This is a genomic window from Aquisalimonas asiatica (genome assembly GCF_900110585.1).
Classification (GTDB): Bacteria; Pseudomonadota; Gammaproteobacteria; order Nitrococcales; family Aquisalimonadaceae; genus Aquisalimonas; species Aquisalimonas asiatica.
In genome coordinates this window covers 323,565-341,364 of sequence record NZ_FOEG01000004.1, presented here as the reverse complement: position 1 = coordinate 341,364, position 17,800 = coordinate 323,565, and the positions used below count along the sequence as shown (strand labels likewise).

At 68.2% G+C, this 17,800-nt stretch carries 19 protein-coding genes; 8 read left to right on the top strand and 11 right to left on the bottom strand.

The window, feature by feature from the left end:
* Positions 1-25: 25 nt before the first annotated feature.
* The 5 genes from trpD to rpe all read right to left on the bottom strand — a co-directional run bounded on the left by trpD (position 26) and on the right by rpe (position 4,647).
* Complete coding sequence (gene trpD / locus BMZ02_RS11485) at positions 26-1,045, bottom strand: anthranilate phosphoribosyltransferase (RefSeq protein WP_091643788.1); 1,020 nt, start codon at positions 1,043-1,045, stop codon at positions 26-28.
* Between the two features lie 18 nt (positions 1,046-1,063).
* Positions 1,064-1,666, bottom strand: a complete 603-nt coding sequence (locus BMZ02_RS11480; protein WP_091643785.1) for an anthranilate synthase component II — start codon at positions 1,664-1,666, stop codon at positions 1,064-1,066.
* A 10-nt stretch (positions 1,667-1,676) separates the two neighbouring features.
* Entirely contained in the window at positions 1,677-3,164 is a 1,488-nt protein-coding gene (gene trpE / locus BMZ02_RS11475; protein WP_091643783.1) for an anthranilate synthase component I, read from the bottom strand.
* A 134-nt stretch (positions 3,165-3,298) separates the two neighbouring features.
* Positions 3,299-3,976, bottom strand: a complete 678-nt coding sequence (locus BMZ02_RS11470; RefSeq protein ID WP_342707942.1) for a phosphoglycolate phosphatase — start codon at positions 3,974-3,976, stop codon at positions 3,299-3,301.
* Positions 3,973-4,647, bottom strand: coding sequence for a ribulose-phosphate 3-epimerase (gene rpe / locus BMZ02_RS11465; protein WP_091643780.1), 675 nt, complete (start codon positions 4,645-4,647; stop codon positions 3,973-3,975). Before rpe ends, BMZ02_RS11470 begins: the two co-directional genes overlap by 4 nt.
* A gap of 138 nt (positions 4,648-4,785) precedes the next feature.
* On the opposite strand from rpe, the gene BMZ02_RS11460 reads away from it, so the two are divergent.
* Positions 4,786-5,253 (top strand): CopD family protein, encoded by a 468-nt coding sequence (locus BMZ02_RS11460; RefSeq protein ID WP_245754017.1) that lies wholly within the window; start codon positions 4,786-4,788, stop codon positions 5,251-5,253.
* 22 nt (positions 5,254-5,275) lie between these two features.
* On the opposite strand, the gene djlA is transcribed toward BMZ02_RS11460, so the two are convergent.
* The 3 genes from djlA to BMZ02_RS11445 all read right to left on the bottom strand — a co-directional run bounded on the left by djlA (position 5,276) and on the right by BMZ02_RS11445 (position 7,650).
* Entirely contained in the window at positions 5,276-6,073 is a 798-nt protein-coding gene (gene djlA / locus BMZ02_RS11455) for a co-chaperone DjlA (protein WP_171909907.1), read from the bottom strand.
* A 129-nt stretch (positions 6,074-6,202) separates the two neighbouring features.
* Complete coding sequence (locus BMZ02_RS11450) at positions 6,203-6,955, bottom strand: helix-turn-helix transcriptional regulator (protein ID WP_171909906.1); 753 nt, start codon at positions 6,953-6,955, stop codon at positions 6,203-6,205.
* An 86-nt stretch (positions 6,956-7,041) separates the two neighbouring features.
* Positions 7,042-7,650, bottom strand: coding sequence for a TetR/AcrR family transcriptional regulator (locus BMZ02_RS11445; RefSeq protein ID WP_091643772.1), 609 nt, complete (start codon positions 7,648-7,650; stop codon positions 7,042-7,044).
* A gap of 165 nt (positions 7,651-7,815) precedes the next feature.
* Between BMZ02_RS11445 and BMZ02_RS11440 the strand changes: the two genes are divergently transcribed.
* The 5 genes from BMZ02_RS11440 to sohB all read left to right on the top strand — a co-directional run bounded on the left by BMZ02_RS11440 (position 7,816) and on the right by sohB (position 13,531).
* Positions 7,816-9,144 carry an NAD(P)/FAD-dependent oxidoreductase gene (locus tag BMZ02_RS11440; RefSeq protein WP_091643770.1) on the top strand — a complete coding sequence of 443 codons (1,329 nt, stop codon included), beginning with the start codon at positions 7,816-7,818 and terminating at the stop codon, positions 9,142-9,144.
* Positions 9,141-9,908 carry a DUF1365 domain-containing protein gene (locus BMZ02_RS11435; protein ID WP_091643767.1) on the top strand — a complete coding sequence of 256 codons (768 nt, stop codon included), beginning with the start codon at positions 9,141-9,143 and terminating at the stop codon, positions 9,906-9,908. Before BMZ02_RS11440 ends, BMZ02_RS11435 begins: the two co-directional genes overlap by 4 nt.
* The gene (locus BMZ02_RS11430) at positions 9,908-11,149 is read left to right on the top strand and encodes an SAM-dependent methyltransferase (RefSeq protein WP_091643764.1); all 1,242 of its coding nucleotides are present in this window, start codon (positions 9,908-9,910) and stop codon (positions 11,147-11,149) included. The genes BMZ02_RS11435 and BMZ02_RS11430 overlap by 1 nt, the downstream gene beginning before the upstream one ends.
* Positions 11,146-12,456 carry an MFS transporter gene (locus BMZ02_RS11425; protein ID WP_091643761.1) on the top strand — a complete coding sequence of 437 codons (1,311 nt, stop codon included), beginning with the start codon at positions 11,146-11,148 and terminating at the stop codon, positions 12,454-12,456. The genes BMZ02_RS11430 and BMZ02_RS11425 overlap by 4 nt, the downstream gene beginning before the upstream one ends.
* A gap of 61 nt (positions 12,457-12,517) precedes the next feature.
* Positions 12,518-13,531: a protease SohB gene (gene sohB, locus BMZ02_RS11420; protein ID WP_091643759.1), complete on the top strand. Its 1,014-nt coding sequence runs from the start codon at positions 12,518-12,520 to the stop codon at positions 13,529-13,531.
* Positions 13,532-13,533: 2 nt separating this feature from the next.
* Here sohB and BMZ02_RS11415 read toward each other — a convergent pair whose 3' ends face one another.
* Positions 13,534-13,770: a sulfurtransferase TusA family protein gene (locus BMZ02_RS11415; protein ID WP_091643756.1), complete on the bottom strand. Its 237-nt coding sequence runs from the start codon at positions 13,768-13,770 to the stop codon at positions 13,534-13,536.
* Positions 13,771-13,870: 100 nt separating this feature from the next.
* Here BMZ02_RS11415 and BMZ02_RS19015 point away from each other — a divergent pair, with 100 nt between their 5' ends.
* Positions 13,871-14,035 (top strand): hypothetical protein, encoded by a 165-nt coding sequence (locus BMZ02_RS19015; RefSeq protein WP_171909905.1) that lies wholly within the window; start codon positions 13,871-13,873, stop codon positions 14,033-14,035.
* Positions 14,036-14,056: 21 nt separating this feature from the next.
* On the opposite strand, the gene BMZ02_RS11410 is transcribed toward BMZ02_RS19015, so the two are convergent.
* Together BMZ02_RS11410 and BMZ02_RS11405 are read right to left on the bottom strand one after the other, a co-directional pair.
* Positions 14,057-14,950: an alpha/beta fold hydrolase gene (locus tag BMZ02_RS11410; protein WP_245754016.1), complete on the bottom strand. Its 894-nt coding sequence runs from the start codon at positions 14,948-14,950 to the stop codon at positions 14,057-14,059.
* Positions 14,943-15,692, bottom strand: coding sequence for an SDR family NAD(P)-dependent oxidoreductase (locus tag BMZ02_RS11405; RefSeq protein WP_091643750.1), 750 nt, complete (start codon positions 15,690-15,692; stop codon positions 14,943-14,945). Before BMZ02_RS11405 ends, BMZ02_RS11410 begins: the two co-directional genes overlap by 8 nt.
* Before the next feature lie 203 nt (positions 15,693-15,895).
* Between BMZ02_RS11405 and BMZ02_RS11400 the strand changes: the two genes are divergently transcribed.
* Positions 15,896-17,794 (top strand): propionyl-CoA synthetase, encoded by a 1,899-nt coding sequence (locus BMZ02_RS11400; RefSeq protein ID WP_091643747.1) that lies wholly within the window; start codon positions 15,896-15,898, stop codon positions 17,792-17,794.
* Positions 17,795-17,800: the final 6 nt, after the last annotated feature.

Here is a 17,800-nt window from a genome sequence, read left to right as displayed (position 1 = left end):
ATTCACCCTGTACTGTCGGTCAGGCTCAGTCCACCCGCCGGGTGAACGCCACGAAGTCGTTCAGCCGGTCCGCCGCCGCACCGCTGGAGAGAATGGCCCGGGCCTGCTCCACCCCCGCTTCCAGGGTCTCGGCCAGCTCGGCGGCGTAAATGGCCGCGCCCGCGTTCATGGCGATGAGATCGGCGGCGGGGCCGGGTTCGCCGGCAAAGGCCCGCTGGATCATCGCCAGGCTGCCGGCCGCATCACTCACCCGCACCGACTCCAGGGGAGCGCGCTCCAGGCCGAAGTCCTCCGGCGTGATGGTGTACTCGATCACCGTATCGCCGTCCGCCTCGGCGACGCGGGTGGGTGCGGCAATGCTGATTTCGTCGAGGCCGTCCTCGGCGTTGACCACCAGCACGCGCTCGCTGCCCAGCTGCAGCAGCACCTCGGCCAGCGGCCGCACCCACTCGGGGGCGTAGACGCCCAGCAGCTGGTGCGGCGCACCGGCGGGGTTGGTGAGCGGGCCGAGCACGTTGAACAGGGTCCGAACGCCCATCTCCCGACGCGGCCCCACCGCGTGTTTCATGGCCGAGTGATGCGCCGGGGCGAACAGAAAGCCCACACCAACCGTTTCGATGCAGCGGGCAACCTGTTCGGGGCTCAACTCCAGGTTGGCGCCCGCCGCCTCCAGCAGATCCGCACTGCCCGAGGCGCTGGAGACGGAGCGATTGCCATGCTTGGCCACGCGCCCGCCCCCGGCCGCCACCACGAACGCCGTCGCCGTGGACACGTTGAAGGTTCCGGCCGCATCGCCCCCCGTCCCGCAGGTGTCGACCAGATGCTCGGTATCCACGTCCACATGGGTGGCCAGACCACGCATCACGCCCGCGGCGGCCGCGATCTCGTCGATGGTCTCGCCCTTCATCCGCAGGCCGACGAGAAACCCGCCGATCTGCGCCTGGGTGGCCTCGCCGGTCATGATCAGGCGCATGACGTCGGTCATCTCGTCGCGGCTCAGGTCTCGCCGCTCGGTCACCGCGCGCAGGGCTTCTTTCATGTCCATGTTCCGCGCTCCTCGGGCTCAGGCGGCCTTGCCGCCGGGGGATGAACGGTCCAGGAAATTGCGCAGCAGCGCATGTCCGTCGGCCGTGAGAATGGACTCCGGGTGGAACTGGACCCCTTCCACGTCCAGGCTCCGGTGGCGCAGCCCCATGATCTCTTCCACGGAGCCGTCCGGGTTCTCGGTCCAGGCGGTCACTTCCAGGCAGTCGGGCAGCCGGTGCTGATCCACCACCAGGGAGTGGTAACGCGTTGCGGTCATCGGGTTGCTCAACCCCCGGAACACGCCCAGGTCCCGATGGTGCACCGGCGACGTCTTGCCGTGCATCACCTGACCGGCGTGCACCACGTGCCCGCCGAACGCCTGGCCGATGGCCTGGTGGCCGAGACACACGCCGAGCAGCGGAATGCGCCCGGCAAAGCGCTCCACCACCGCCAGGGAGATGCCCGCCTCGTTGGGGGTACACGGCCCCGGCGAGAGCACGATCTGCTCGGGCGCCAGCGCCTCGATGGTCTCCAGGTCCACCGCATCATTGCGGTGGACGCGCACCTCGGCCCCCAGCTCACCCAGGTACTGGACGAGGTTGTAGGTGAAGGAGTCGTAGTTGTCGATCATCAGCAGCATGACCGTCTCCTCAGTCGTCGAGGCCGCGTTCGGCCATGGCCACCGCCCGGATCAGTGCCCGGGCCTTGTTCAGGGTCTCCTCCCACTCCGCGGAGGGAACGGAGTCGGCCACCACACCGGCGCCAGCCTGCACATGCACCTGCTGATCCTTCACCAGCGCGGTACGGATGGCGATGGCCGTGTCCATGTTGCCGGACCAGGACCAGTAGCCCACGGCCCCCGAGTACACGCCGCGCCGGGTCGGCTCCACCTCGTCGATGATCTCCATGGCGCGAATCTTGGGCGCACCGCTCAGCGTGCCGGCCGGAAAGGTCGCCCGCAGCACATCCATGGGACTGAACTCCGGCTTCAGGCGGCCGGTGACGTTGGAGACGATATGCATCACGTGGGAGTAGCGCTCGATGGTCATCTGATCGGTCACCTCCACGGTACCCGTCTCGGCGATACGCCCCACATCGTTGCGCCCGAGATCGATGAGCATCAGGTGCTCGGCGCGCTCCTTGGGGTCGGCGAGCAGCTCCTCCTCCAGGGCCCGGTCCTCCGCCTCGCTGCCACCGCGCTTGCGCGTGCCCGCCAGGGGCCTGACGGTGACATCGCCCTCTTCAACGCGGACCAGGATCTCCGGCGACGACCCGGCGACATACATGTCGCCGAGGTTGAGAAAGAACATGTACGGCGACGGGTTGGTACAGCGCAGGGCACGATAGAGATCCAGCGGCTCGGCCCGGTACTCGGTGCTCATGCGCTGGGAGGGGACCACCTGCATGGCGTCGCCATCGATCACGTACTGCTTGATCCGTTCCACGGCGGCTTCGAACCCGGCCTGGGACATGTTGGAGCGGAAATCCGCCTCGCCGACCTCGCGGGGCTCGTGCTGTGGCCGATACCCCGTGGCCGCGGTACGCATGGTCCGCGCCAGCGACTGCAGGCGCGCCTGCGCACGCTCCCAGGCATCGAACTCGGCCGGATCGGCATGCACCACCAGGTAGAGGCGCCCGGCCAGGTTGTCGAACACCAGCACCTCGTCCGCGACCATGAGCATGATGTCCGGCACGTCAAGGGCGTCGGGGTTGTCGCACGCGGCCAGGCGCGGCTCGATGTAGCGGATGGTGTCGTAGCCGAAATACCCCACCAGGCCGCCGGTGAACCGGGGCAGCTGCGGGTACCCCGGCGGCGCAGGCACGGCATGGCGGCCGTGGAACGCTTCCAGCCACGCCAGCGGATCATCCGGCTGCGCCTCTTCGATCAGTTCACCGTCACGCTCGACGGTGACACGGCCCTGATGGACGCGCACCACCGTGCGGCAGGGCAGTCCGATGATGGAATAACGGCCCCACTTCTCGCCGCCCTGAACGGACTCGAACAGGAACGAATACGGGCCTTCGGCGAGCTTCAGGTAGGTGCTCAACGGGGTGTCGAGGTCCGCAAGCACTTCACGGATGACCGGGATGCGGTTATAGCCCCGGTCGGCAAGTTCCTGGAATTGTTGCTTGTTCATGCAGATTCACCAATGATGGAAAACACGTGGACACAACGAATCGCGCGGGGCACTCCCGTTCAGCCACGCCATCGTGTTGCGTTCGCGCTCACCCTCTGCATCACTGGTGTACTCGTCATGATCCTGCCGTTGGCTCAGGCGGCTCCGCGCAGGAAGCCGTGGAGTTCCTCGATACTCGCCACCACCACGTCCGGGGCCAGCGCATTGACATCCTCGCCCTGGCTGTAGCCATAGGGAACACAGACCACGCCCGTGCCGGCATTGCGCCCGGCCTCCACATCGGCCCGGGAGTCACCGACCATGAGCGTCTGCTCGGCCGGCACCGCCAGTGCCGCCATGGCATGGTGGAGCGGCGCCGGATCGGGCTTGCGCACCGTCAACGTGTCGCCGCCGACCACCACGGGCAGGAGGTCGTCCAGGCCCAGGTCGCTCAGGAGCTGCCGGGCCAGCCGCTCGGGTTTGTTGGTGACACAAGCCAGACCATACCCGTCCGCCCGCAGGCGGTCCAGCCCGCTGCGCGTGCCGGGGTACAGCCGGCTGCGCACACTGAGGCGCTCTTCATAATAGCGAAGAAACAGGGCCAGGGCGTGATCGACATCCGCCTCGGGAGGCTCGCCGTCGACCCGCCCGGTGAGGGCGCGCATCACCAGGCGGCGCGCACCGTTGCCGACCCAGCCGCGGACCCTGTCCTCCCCGGCGGCGGCCAGGCCGACGTCGACCAGCATGCGATCCACGGCCACGGCCATGTCCGGGGCGCTGTCCACCAGCGTGCCGTCCAGATCGAAGAGCAGTGCCTGCACCTGCCGCATCATGCCCGCGCCTGCGCGATTTCCTGCCGCATGGCGTCCACCACGGCGCGGTAATCGGACTGGCCGAAAATGGCCGAACCGGCCACGAACGTGTCGGCGCCGGCCTCGGCCACGGCGCGGATGTTCTCGGTCTTGACGCCGCCGTCCACCTCCAGGCGGATGTCCCGACCGCTGGCGTCGATGAGCGCCCGCGCCTCGCGCAGCTTGTCCAGTGTGGCGGGGATGAACGACTGACCGCCGAAACCGGGGTTCACGGACATCAGCAGAATCATGTCCACCTTGTCCATGACGTACTTGAGGTAGTCCAGCGGCGTGGCCGGGTTGAACACCAGCCCGGCGCGACAGCCCTGGTCGCGCACCAGCTGCAGGCTGCGATCCACGTGCTCGGTGGCCTCGGGGTGGAAGGTGATCCAGTCGGCACCCGCGGCGGCGAAGTCCGGGATCAGCCGGTCCACGGGCTTGACCATCAGGTGCACATCGATCTCGGCGGTCACGCCATGGTTGCGCAGCGCCTGGCAGATCATGGGGCCGATGGTGAGATTCGGCACGTAGTGGTTGTCCATGACATCGAAATGCACCATGTCCGCACCGGCGGCCAGCACGGCGTCCACTTCCTCACCGAGGCGGGCGAAATCCGCCGCAAGTATCGATGGCGCAATACGGTCGTCCTGCATGGATCACATCCCCCTGGGTCGCGTGGCAAGACTGTACCGAAAGCGGCGCATCAGAGCCACCGGCCGATTACGGCGCCCGGCACCGGCTGCTACACTGCCATCCGTCGAGTCATCGCCGAACGGTCGGAGGAATACCGCGTGATCAGTATCGGAAGCCTGCTGCATGTCCTGTTCGCCGTCATCTGGGTCGGCGGCATGTTCTTCGCCTACGTCATCCTGCGCCCGGTGGCGGCCGCCACGCTCGAGGCCCCGGAGCGACTCATGCTGTGGCGCCGGGTACTGGCCAAGTTCTTTGTCTGGGTCTGGAAGTCGGTGGTCATCGTGCTGCTGACCGGCTACTGGCTCGGGTTCGGCATGTTCCAGAGCATGGGCGACTGGCCCACCCACGTGCACGTGATGCACGGCCTCGGGCTGATCATGGCGCTGCTGTTTCTGGTGGTCTTCTTCCTGCCGTTCAAGCAGCTCCGCAGCGCGGTGGACACCCAGGACTGGCAGCGGGGCACCGAAGCGCTCGCCAACGTGCGGCGGCTGGTGGGCATCAACCTGGTCATCGGACTGGTTGTGGTGGCGGCGGCAAGCGGTGGCCGGCTGGGCCTGCTGGGCTGAACCGGCGCCGCGCCCCCGGACGTCAGAACCCGCGCTGGCGCCGGATCTGGTCGTAAGCGCGCCGGGCCGCGTGCGTGCGTCCGGCGCCTTCACGAATCTCGTCCTCGGTACAGCCCTGGGCCTGCAGGCGGTCGGGGTGATGGCGGCTGATGAGCTTGCGGTAAGCCAGGCGGATCTGGTCGGTGCTGGCGCTCTCGGCCACGCCGAGAACCCGATACGGGCTCTGGGGCATGGCGCGTACGGCACCGCTGCCGCGCTGGCCACGCATGAGCCGCCGTAGTTCCGGCTCGTTGAAACCAAGGCGCCGGGCAATCCGGAGCAGCAGGGCATGTTGTGCGCCCGCAGGCCGGCCGTCCGCCTGGGCGACGGCCGCCTGATATTCGAGAAACGCCTGCAGCAGATCGTCTTCGCCGCCGCAGACCCGGTTGAAACGGCGCAGCACCCAGGTCAGCGGGAAATCCCGCCGTTTGCCCCGACCGAACAGCTGAATGGCTTCCCGACGCAGGTCACCGTGCAGATCCAGCACCTCGAACACCTGGCGCGCCACGGTAATCTCCGCCTCGCTGACCCGCCCGTCGGACTTGGCAACGTGCCCCATGACGGCACAGGCGGCCGTGAGGTACTGCCGCTGGACCTGATCCGGCATGCGCTTGCGCAGGCGCCAGCCGGAGACCATCCAGCGCCGCAGGCCGACGTCGCCGGCATAGCCCACCAGCAGACCGCCCAGCGCCCCCGGGAACCCGAACGCCAGTGCACCGGCCAGGGTGGCGACAATGCGCCCGCCTCCGCCACTCACATGTTCCTGTAATTGCTGCTGCACGCGTCTCCCTTTCATTGATGCGCACTGACTTCACCGGGAGACGAGCATTGTATGCAGGCCCGGGAAAACGGCGCCAGTCAGGGTAGCGTCACCGTTTCCGGCGAGCCGCCAAATCCGTCGCAGAAATGGTCAATTGGTCGGCACGGTGACCGGCCGCGGCTCGATGATCCCCAGGGAGACCGCGCGCGCAACCGCCTGCTGTCGGCTGTTCACCCGCAACTTGGCGCTGGCATTGCGCAAGTGAAAGGTGACCGTGCGCTCCGTGATGGACAGGAGTTCCCCCGTCTCGCGTGCCGTCTTCCCCTCGGCGCACCAGAGCAGGCATTCCCGCTCGCGCGGCGTGACGGCCTGGGCGGGATCCTCCACCAGCAACCGCGTGGCGGAGTCGTGCAGGCAGGCGCCGGCGAGCATGACACGCGGCGCCACGGCGCGGAGGTAGCGCCGTAACCCGGCGCTGTCATCCCGACTGGCCACGGACAGGACGGCGAACTGCCCCCGCGCGCCGCGATAACCGCAGCTGACACCGGACAGCAGGCCCAGTGCACGCACGGCACCCTCGACGAACCGCGCCTGATCCGAGCCCGGCGACACCGCGGCGAAGACTTCGTCCCAGTAGACCGGCGCCGACTGCTCGTAGGTGCCGAGCAGCACGGGGTCCATATTCAGGCCCTCCAGCTCCACGTAGAGATCGCGGAACGGCTCCGGATAGTTGTCGAACACCACCAGCGCGGGGTCCACGAACGATGTGGGCAACCGCATGGCGAAGCAGTAGTAGGGCACCTTCAGGTGCTCACAGAGCCGTTCGCAGACAGCACCCAGCTGATCGACGTCGCCGACCGCAGCGATCTCCCGTTGCAGTCCGGCAAACCAGTCCGACTTCATAAGCCCCCCGACCCGGAGGCGCCGACAGCCCTGGCCGCGGCGCCGTTCGTGAACCATACACCGTGCCCGCTCCGGGGGCGGCGCCGTCAGACCGCCGCCGGCATCCGCCGCGCGGTGCGTTCCCGCGGCAGACCAAGCTCCGTGCGCACCTGCTCCACGATCCGCTGGAACGCGCCGGACCCGCCGACTCGGGCCACCTGCAGCCCGCCCTGGAGGGATGTCAGCAGACTGAGCGCCTTGCCACTGGCCGTGCCACTGAACGTCAGCACCCCGTCGCGCGCGCCATCGTCCAGAGCGCGCGTGAGCCACCCGAGCAGCTCGCCCACGAAGACTTCAGTCTCCCGGCGCATGGGTTCGGGGATGCCGGCGTGCTCGACCCCGACCCCCCCCAGGGGGCACACCTTGCCCTCGCGCAGGTAGCGCTCCTCCAGATCGAAGAACGCCTCCAGGCGGGCCACGGGGTCCACTCCCTGGGAGGCCAGCTGGTCCGTCCACCAGGAGAAATTGGCCCGGTACCGGCGGATCAACGCAACACCAAGGTCCGTCTTCGAGGGGTAGTGATAGTGGATCGCGGCATTCTTGACGCCAAGCTGACTGGCGATGTGCTGATAGCTGAACCCGCTGAACCCGTTGCGCTGAAAGAGCTCGCCGGCGGCATCAAGGATGCGCTTCTTGGTGCCCTGCCGTGTTCTCAAGGCTGGCCTCCCGAGTGCGGTTAAGGGACGTCGTCACACCCCAACAGGATACGACAACCGCAGCCATCGGGTCACCGGTGCACGAAGCCGCAAGCTGATAACAACGGGCTTCCCTGCCGCGCGAATTACTATACAATAACGATACAAACACTTCACGGACCAGCCATGAACGGAAAACGGATTGCAGTCATTGGTGGCGGCATCAGCGGCCTCGCGGCGGCGTGGCTGCTCTCGCGCGATCATCACGTCACGCTGCTGGAGCACAACGACTACGTCGGCGGGCACACGCACACCCAGGAGATCCCGGGCCCGACGGGGCCGGTGGCCGTGGATACCGGGTTCATCGTCTACAACGAACCCAACTATCCACTGCTCACCGGACTGTTTCACCACCTGGGAATTGCGACCCACGGCAGCGACATGTCGTTCGCGTTCCGTTCGGCGGACGGTCGCCTGGAGTGGGCCGGCGACCGCCTCGACAAGCTGTTCGCACAGCGGCGCAACCTTGTCAGTCCCTCGTTCCTGCGCATGGTCGGAGACATCATCCGGTTCAACCGGCGTGCCCACCGGTATCTGGACACGCCCGGCGCCGACGAACTCACCCTGGCGCAGTTCCTGGACGGAATGCGTGCCTCCCGGGAGCTGCGCGAGCAGTATCTGCTGCCCATGGCGGCAGCCATCTGGTCCTGCCCGCAGGCGGAGATGCTGCGCTTCCCGGCGCGCCGGTTCCTGCAGTTCTTCCGCAACCACGGCCTGATCGACCTGGCCAACCGGCCGCAGTGGCGGACGGTGACCGGTGGTGGCCGTGAGTACGTCCGCCGGCTGGTGCCCGAGATCAGCGGCGGCTGCCACGCGGCCACACCCGTCCGCCGCGTCAGCCGGCGCGACCACGGTGTCGAGGTGTACTCCGACCGCGAGCTCCTCGGGCGCTTCGACGAGGTGGTAATGGCCACCCACGCGGACCAGTCACTGGCGATGATCGACTCGCCCACCCATGACGAACAACGGCTCCTGGGCGCCTTCGGCTACCAGGAGAACGTGGCGTGGCTGCACCAGGACGAGCGCGTCATGCCGCGGCTGCGCCACATCTGGGCAAGCTGGAACTACCAGGGTGGCAACGCCGGCGGGCCGGCTTCGGTGTCCTACTGGATGAACCGGCTGCAGCAACTGCCGACACACGAGAACGTCTTCGTCACCCTGAACCCGGAGACACCCCCCGACCCGGACCGGACCCACGCCCGCATGGTTTACGACCATCCCGTTTTCGATGCCGGCGCGGTGCAGGCGCAAGGCGTGTTCGACCGCATCCAGGGGCGCGACCGGCTCTGGTTCTGCGGCAGTTACCTGGGCTACGGATTTCACGAGGACGGTCTGCGCTCGGGCGTGAACGTCGCGGCCGCGTTCGGCATCGACCCGCCGTGGATCACCGCCCAGGCCGATGCACCCGTCGCCGCGCCGCCACCCGAGGCACAACCGGAGCTCCAGAGCCCATGACCACGCGGGCCGGGGCGCTTTACACCGGAGCCGTGATGCACCGCCGCTACGGTCGGCCGGGCAGCGCGTTCCGCTACCGGCTGTTCGGCGTGCTGCTGGACATCGACCGCATCGACGACGCGGTGGACGGGCTACGCCTGCTCTCCCACAACCGGTTCAACCTGTTCAGCTTCCTAGACCGCGACCACGGCCCGCGGGACGGCAGCGCCCTGCGTCCCTGGATCGATGCCATCCTGGCCAGGGCGGCCATCGATCTCCAGGGCGGACAGGTACTGCTCTACGGCATGCCGCGAATGCTTGGCTACGGCTTCAATCCGCTGAGCCTGTGGTATTGCCATCACCGCGACGGCGCCCTGCTGGCCGTGCTGTGCGAGGTGCGCAACACCTTCGGTGAATGGCACGGCTATCTGCTGCACGACAGCGGCGCGCCGCTGCATACCCCGGTACGCTCGCGCGCCAGCAAGTGCTTCCATGTCTCACCCTTCTTCCCGGTGAGCGGCGAGTACCGGTTCCGGCTGACGCCGCCCGGGGAGACGTTCACCACCACGATCCACTACCACGACCAGGGCTCCCTGCGCCTGGCGGCGGTGCAGCAGGGTGAGCGGCGCCCCCTGAGCGACGCGGAACTCCTGCGTGCCGGCGCGCGGCACCCCTTCATGACACTGAAGGTCATGGCCGCGATTCACTGGCAGGCCCTGAAAATCTGGCTGCGTGGCGCCCGGTTCCATCGCAAGCCGGAGCGACCGTCGGAGGACATCACCTGATGGCTTGGGACAAATCCATGACCGAAACGGCCCGGAACCTGCCGGGCATCAGCGGGCGCTACTTCAGCGCCGTGCTCAACGGCCTCGCCCGGGGCACGCTGGAGGTGGAATTCCCGGACGGCAGCTGCCAGACCTTCGGCAACGCCGATGGCATCCACGCCGACCTGCACGTCCATCGCCCCTGGCGCACCCTGATACGCCTGCGCATCCACGGCGCCCTGGGCCTGGCCGAGGGCTATCTGGCAGGCGACTGGACAACCAGTGACCTGACCGCGCTGCTGCAGCTGCTGGGAGAGAACGACGACGTCTTCGGCGGGGCGTCGCGCCCCAGTGCGCTGGCGTTGCTGGCCATGCGGCTGCGCCACCGGTTGCGCGCCAACACCCACCGCGGCAGCCGGCGCAACATCGCCGCACACTACGACCTGGGCAACGATTTCTACCGCGAGTGGCTCGATCCGACCATGACCTACTCCGCCGCACTGTTCGGCGAATCGGGCACGCCGCAGACCGACAGCTACACCCTGGAGCAGGCGCAGCAACGCAAGTACCAGCGTATTCTGGAGCAGCTGGATGCCCCCGCCGGCAGCCACCTGCTGGAGATCGGCTGCGGCTGGGGCGGTTTCGGGCGTGCCGCCGCGGCGGCCGGCCACCGAGTGACCGGACTGAGCCTCTCCCGGCAGCAGCTGGAGTGGGCGGAGGAGCAGAGCCGGGCGGCCGGGCTCCAGGACGCGCTGGCCTACCACTACCGGGATTACCGGGACGAGACAGGCCAGTACGACCACGCCGTCTCCATCGAGATGTTCGAGGCGGTGGGGGAGCGCTACTGGCCGGAGTATTTCGAGACCCTGGCCCGCTGCCTGAAACCCGGCGGGCGCGCCGCGCTGCAGGTCATCACCATCGACGAGGCGGCGTACCCGCTGTACCGGGAGACCCCGGATTTCATCCAGCTCTACATCTTCCCCGGCGGCATGCTGCCGACCCGGGGGCACCTGCAGCGGATGGCCTCGGCGGCTGGGCTGAGGCTGCGGGCGATGACCCCGTTCGGGCTCCACTACGCCGAAACCCTGCGTCTGTGGCAGGAGCGCTTCAACGCCCACGCCGGCCCCATCGGCGCCCTGGGCTACGACACGCATTTCATGCGCATGTGGCGCTACTACCTGAGCTACTGTGAGGCCGGATTCCGCATGGGCAACATCGACCTGGTTCAGTTCGTACTGGAGCGCCCGGAGTACGGTACATGACACCAGTCTCCCGCAGCCGGGTTCTCCTCTACGGACTGCCCGGCCTGCCCCTGGCCATTCTCGGCATTCCGCTGTATGTCTACCTGCCGCCCTTCTACGCGGAAACGCTGGGTGTCGGCGCCGTGGGCGTGCTGCTGCTGGTGGCCCGGCTGTGGGATGTGGTCACCGATCCGGTGGTGGGTGGCCTGGGTGACCGCATCCGCAACCGCTTCGGCCGCCGCAAGACGCTGATCCTGATCGGCGTGCCGCTGCTCATGTTCGGGGTTGACCAGCTGTTCCGGCCGCCCGGCGACGCCGGCATGCTGCATCTGCTGTTCTGGAGCTTCGTCACCTACCTGGCGTGGACGTTCGTGGCGCTGCCCTACAGCGCCTGGGGCGCCGAACTGAGCCGTGACTACAACCAGCGCTCCAGCATTACCGGCAGCCGCGAGGGGTTCGTGCTGGCGGGCATGCTGATCGCCATCGTGCTGCCGGCCATCACGCTCTCCGACCCGGAGGAGTCCGCCGGGGCCGCTCTGGAGCAGCTTGCCTGGCTGCTGTGGCTGAGCCTGCCGCTGACGGTGGCGATCGCACTGATCGCCGTACCCGAGCCGCGCAACGCGCTGACCCCGGTGCCGTGGCGGCAGGGGCTCCAGCTGCTGCGCGAACATACCCCGTTCCTGCGGCTACTGGTGGCCTACATCCTCAATGGTCTCGCCAACGCGCTGCCGGCGACGCTGTTCCTGCTGTTCGCCCAGCACGTCCTGCAGGCGGAAGGCCTGGCCGGCGTCATGCTGGTGGTCTATTTCGTCTCCGGGCTGGCCGGCATCCCGCTGTGGCTGTGGCTGGCGCGGCGTATCGGCAAGCACCGCGCCTGGGCCCTGTCCATGCTGTGGGCGGCGGCGATCTTCGCCTGGGTGCCCCTGCTCGGGCCCGGTGACGCCTGGCTGTTCATCATCATCTGCCTGCTGTCGGGGCTGAGCCTCGGTGTCGACATGGCCCTGCCCGCCTCCATTCAGGCGGATCTCGTGGACGTGGACACGGCGCGGGGCGGCGGGCAGCGCACCGGCCTGTTCTTCGGCCTCTGGGGCATGGCCACCAAGCTGGCCCTGGCGCTTGCCGTCGGCCTGGCCTACCCGCTCCTGGGGCTGGCCGGCTTCGACGCCGGCGCCAGCGAACCGGAAGGGCTGTGGGCCCTGTCGCTGCTCTACGGCCTGGCACCCATCCCGTTCAAGGTCGCCGCCGTCTGGCTGGTGTGGCACTTTCCGGTGGATCGGGCTGTCCAGCAGAAAACGGTCCGCGACGTGGAGGCGCTGGAGTCCGCCTGACCCGCGCCCGCAGACCTTGTGGCTATAATGGCGCCGTTCAATCACGCGGGATGGAGGCACAATGGCGTTTGTCTACGAGTACGGGATGTTTCTCGCCAAGGCACTGACCGTCGTCGTCAGCATCCTGATCGTGCTGGCCGGCATCAGTGCCGTGGCCGGCCGCGATCGGGAGCAGGGCCGGGAATCCCTGCGCGTGCGCAAGCTCAACAACCGCTACCGGGACATGCGCCGCACCCTGAGCAACGCCATGACCGAGCGCAAGCTGTTCCAGCGCTTCCGCCGCTCCGGCAGGCAGACCGACACCGACCACCCCACCCAGGGCGAACCGCCTGCCCAGGGCCCGAAACACCGGGTGTATCTACTGCGGTTCGAGGGCGACATACGCGCCTCCCGGGTCGAGAATCTGCGTGAGGAAGTCACCGCCGTGCTCACCCAGGCGCGCCCGGGGCAGGACGAGGTAGTGCTGTGCCTGGAGAGCCCCGGCGGGCTGGTGCACAGCTACGGCCTGGCGGCATCCCAGCTCACCCGCCTGCGGGACCGCGGCATCCGGCTCACGGCCGCCGTGGACCGGGTCGCCGCCAGTGGCGGTTACCTCATGGCCAGTGTCGCCGACCGGATCGTTGCCGCCCCGTTCGCCGTGGTGGGCTCCATCGGCGTGGTGGCGCAGCTGCCCAACATCCACCGCCTGCTGAAACGCCACGACGTGGACGTGGAGATGCACACCGCCGGACAGCACAAGCGCACCCTCACCACCCTGGGCGAGAACACCCACGCTGGCCGCCGGAAGTTCCAGCAGGAACTCGACGAAATCCACGGGCTGTTCAAGCGCTTCGTGCACCGCTACCGCCCGTCCCTCGATCTCGAGCAGGTCGCAACCGGCGAGCACTGGTACGGCGAACAGGCGGTGGACCTGAACCTGGTGGACGCCCTGCAGACCAGTGACGATCTGCTCATGGCCAAGGCCGAGGAGGCGGACGTGTTCGAGGTCACGTTCCGGCGCAAGCAGTCCATCAGCAAGCGGATCACGCTCGGCATCGAGACCGCCCTGGAGCGGCTGTTGCGGGGAGGGCACTGACGCTAGTCGGCCTTCTCGACCAGGAAGTAATAGATTCCGTCGGTGTCCCAGTAGTCCACCATGCGATTGGCGGTCTTCTCCGTGAAGGCGAGAAAATCGATCACCGCGTGGGGGTCGGTGGCCATGACCCGAAGCACCTGGCCGGCATCCATGCGCACCAGTTCCCGCTTGGTCCGCAGGATCGGCAGGGGGCAGTTGAGGCCGGTCACATCGAGTTCGCGATCAAAATGGCTGGTCATGGCTCTTCCACAGGACAGGGGATAACTGCGCCGGAGACGATATCACGTGGCGCCGCGTCTTCGGTTATACTCCCGCGCCGGATCAGACATGGAGACGACCATGAGCGACAACAAGCCGGAACAGGACGAGGATCCCCGCTCCTACACCGACAAGCAGATCCTGGAAGAGCATTCCCGGGAGCAGGTGGAGCGCTGGCGCCGGGAAGCGCACGAGAAGCACCAGCGCTGGATGGACGTGATGAAGAACGACTACGGCAAGCGCTGAATCAACCCGACGCCGCCGCGGTCAGCCGTCGCCCTCCAGGAACGCCTCCAGCTCCGCTGCCAGAACGCCGGGCTGGTCGTGATGGACCATGTGTCCGGCCTCCTCCACATGCACCGGCCGGCCGCCGGCCACTTCGCGCCGCCGCTCCAGCTCCTCCCAGCCGCCGAACCACGACAGCGTGCGCGACTCAAGGCCGACCACCCAGAGCACCGGCGCGCTGATCCGGCGCCAGCACGCCTCGGCCTCTTCCAGCCGGTAGAGCACCGGGTTGCCACGCTTGTGGCCGGGGTCGGCCCGTAGCTGCCAGCCGCCATCATCCGCCCGTCGCAGCCAGCAACCGGCAACGAACAGCGCCCGCTCACGGGGCAGGTGCGGGTGGCGCTCCATGAGCCGCTCGGCGAACGCCCCCGGGGACTCCGGGGTCTGCAGCGTCGGTGGCTGCTGCCACTGATCCAGCCAGCGCGCGTAGTTGTCGGGCGCTTCCGCGGCGCCACGGGCGCGGGCACCAAACCCCTCCACCAGCGCCAGGCGCCGGATGCGCTCCGGCCGCACGCCGGCGTACAACCCCGCCACGTTGCCACCCATGCTGTGGCCCACCAGGTCCACCGGTTCCTCGCCGGCAACGGCGTCCAGCAGGGCGTCGAGATCCGCCAGGTAATCCGGGAAGTAGTATCCGCCGGGCACCCACTGGGAGTCACCGAACCCGCGCCAGTCCGGCGCGATGATGCGCCGTTCGCCGGCCAGGGCATCCACCAGGAACTGCCACGTGAGCCCGGTATCCATCCAGCCGTGCAGAAGAACCAGCGGCCGCCCCGTCTCCGGCCCCCAGCAATGCAGGTGATAGTCCACGCCCCGCAGCGCAAGTCGCTCTGCACGTGCCGGGCGCCGTGGCTGGTAGGCGCCGTTGTCAGCCACCCCAGCGCTCCCGGTGCGCCGGGTCGGTGAACGACCACTCCTCGGCGCTGAAGGCGTCGGCATCCACCTCCACGAGCAGCCACGCGGTGAACCGCGCCACATCGGAGGGGCTCTCAAGCTGTCCGGTGGCGTGCAGGTCCATGAACCGCTGGACCATGGGGAAGCGCTCCGGCGGCTGCTCGCGGATCAGCGACTGCATGGGCGTGTCCACGACCCCGGGACGCATGCTGCCCACGGCAATACCTCGGTCGCGCAGTTCGTCACGCAGCACCTGGTAGAGCATGTGCAGCGCCGCCTTGCTGGTGCAGTAGCTCCCCCAGCCGGCGTAGCCGTGATGGGCGGCACCGGAGGACATGTGCAGGACGCGGCCGCCGTCCTGCAGGTTGTTCAGCAGCGCCTGGGTCAGAAACAGCGGCGCCTCGACGTTGACCGCCTGGGCCTGCCGCCAGTCCTCCAGCCGCACCCCGGCGAGCGGACCAATGGGCGTCAGCACCCCGGCGTTGTGCACCAGCGCCGCGAGGCTGTCTTCGCCGACCGCGCTGACCAGCTCCTCACGGCCGGACTCCGTGGCCAGGTCCGCGCTGACCGTGGTGATCTGTTTCGGCGCCATGGCGCGCGTCTCGTGCAGCGCCTCCGGCCGCCGGCCCACGACGATGACCTCCATGCCCCGCTGCGTCAGTTCCCGGCAGATGGCCTGCCCGAGGCCACTGCCCCCACCTGTCACTACCGCCCGTTGCGCCACGTCGTCCTCCCGCTAGCCTTGCCCTATGGGGTGAGGCGTCGCACGGCGACGCAAGCACCCCGAAAGGCTCAGTTGATGATAAGTTGGCGGAAGCGCAGGGGCTGCTGCCGCCCCTGCGCCCAACAACAGCAAGGTCATGAGCATAACAAAGCAGGCAGCCGCAGTGGGTGATCCATAGGCCGCTCGGCACGGGAGGAGGTGACATGCGTTACGCATCGCTGTACCAGCGTTCCATCGAATCGCCGGAGACGTTCTGGCGCGAACAGGCCGCGGAGCTTGAATGGTTCCGGCAGCCGGAGCAGATCCTCAGCCACCAGGACGGACTCTATCGCTGGTTCGAGGGCGGTGAGCTCAACATGTCGCACCTGGCGCTGGACGTCCACGTCAGCAACGGCCGCGGCGAACAGACCGCCATCATCCACGACTCACCGGTCACCGAGAGCCAGCAGCGCTACACCTACCGCGAGCTGCGGGACGCTGTCGCCCGCTGTGCCGGGGCGCTGCGGGACCTGGGCGTCGACAAGGGCGATCGGGTGGTGATCTACATGCCCATGATCCCCGAGGCGGTGATCGCCATGCTCGGCTGCGCCCGCCTGGGCGCCATCCACGCGGTGGTGTTCGGCGGCTTCTCGCCCCATGAGCTGGCGGTCCGCATCGATGACGCCGAACCGAAAGTGATTCTCACCGCGAGCTGCGGTCTGGAGTTCAGCCGCGTCATTCCCTACAAGCCGCTGGTGGACCAGGCCATCGACAAGGCGCATCACAAACCCGAGGCGGTGGTGGTCAAGGCGCGGCCGCAGGCGGAAGCGAGCCTGGCGCCCGGCCGCGACCACGACTGGGACACCCTGACCGGCGCCGCCGCGCCCGCGGACCCGGTGCCGGTGGATGCCACCCATCCGCTGTACATCCTGCATACCTCCGGCACCACCGGAAAACCGAAGGGCGTGCTCCGTGATACCGGTGGCTACGCGGTGGCACTCAACCTCAGCATGGGCACCGTCTACAACCTGGACCCGGGCGACGTCTTCTGGACCGCCTCCGACGTGGGCTGGGTGGTCGGACACTCCTATATCGTCTACGGTCCGCTGATCCGCGGCTGCACCTCGGTGGTGTATGAAGGCAAACCGGTGAAGACCCCGGACGCCGGCGCGTTCTGGCGGGTGATCAGCGAACACCGGGTCAAGACCTTCTTCACCGCCCCCACCGCCTTCCGCGCCGTCAAGAAGGAGGACCCGCAGGCGGCGCTCATGGCCGACTACGACCTGAGCTCGCTGGAAGCCCTGTTCCTGGCCGGGGAACGGCTGGACCCGCCCACGTACGACTGGCTCAAGGCCATCAGCGGTGACCGCCCGGTGGTGGACCACTGGTGGCAGACGGAGACCGGCTGGCCCATCGCCTCCAACCCCATGGGCGTGGAGCCGCACCCCGAGAAACCCGGCTCCGCCACCTTTCCCAGCCCGGGCTACCAGGTGGAGATCCTGGACCCGAACGGCCAGCCGCTGGGGCGCGGCGAGCAGGGCCACATCGCCATCCGCCTGCCGCTGCCGCCCGGCTGCCTGCCCACTCTGTGGCGGGACGACGCCCGCTTCCGGTCGTCCTACCTGGAGCGATTCCCGGGCTACTACGACACCTCCGACGGCGGCTACATCGACGCCGACGGCTACCTGTTCGTCATGGGCCGCATGGACGACGTGATCAACGTCGCCGGTCACCGGCTCTCCACGGGCGAGATGGAGGAGATCATCGGCGGTCACGACGCCGTGGCCGAATGCGCCGTGGTGGGCATCGCCGACGAGCTCAAGGGCGAGATGCCCATCGGCTTCGTGGTGCTCAAGGATGGCGCCGACATCGACCACGCCACCCTGGAGCAGGACCTGGTGGACCGGGTGCGCAACAACATCGGCGCGTTCGCCTGTCTGCGGCGGGTCGCCATCGTGCAGAAACTGCCCAAGACCCGCTCGGGCAAGATCCTGCGCAAGAGCATCCGCCAGCTGTCGACGGAGGACCACGTCCCGGTGCCCTCCACCATCGACGACCCGAGCAGCCTGGAGGACATCCGCGGCGCCATGGAAGAACACCGCATCGGACGCTACGCCGGGTAGCCGGCG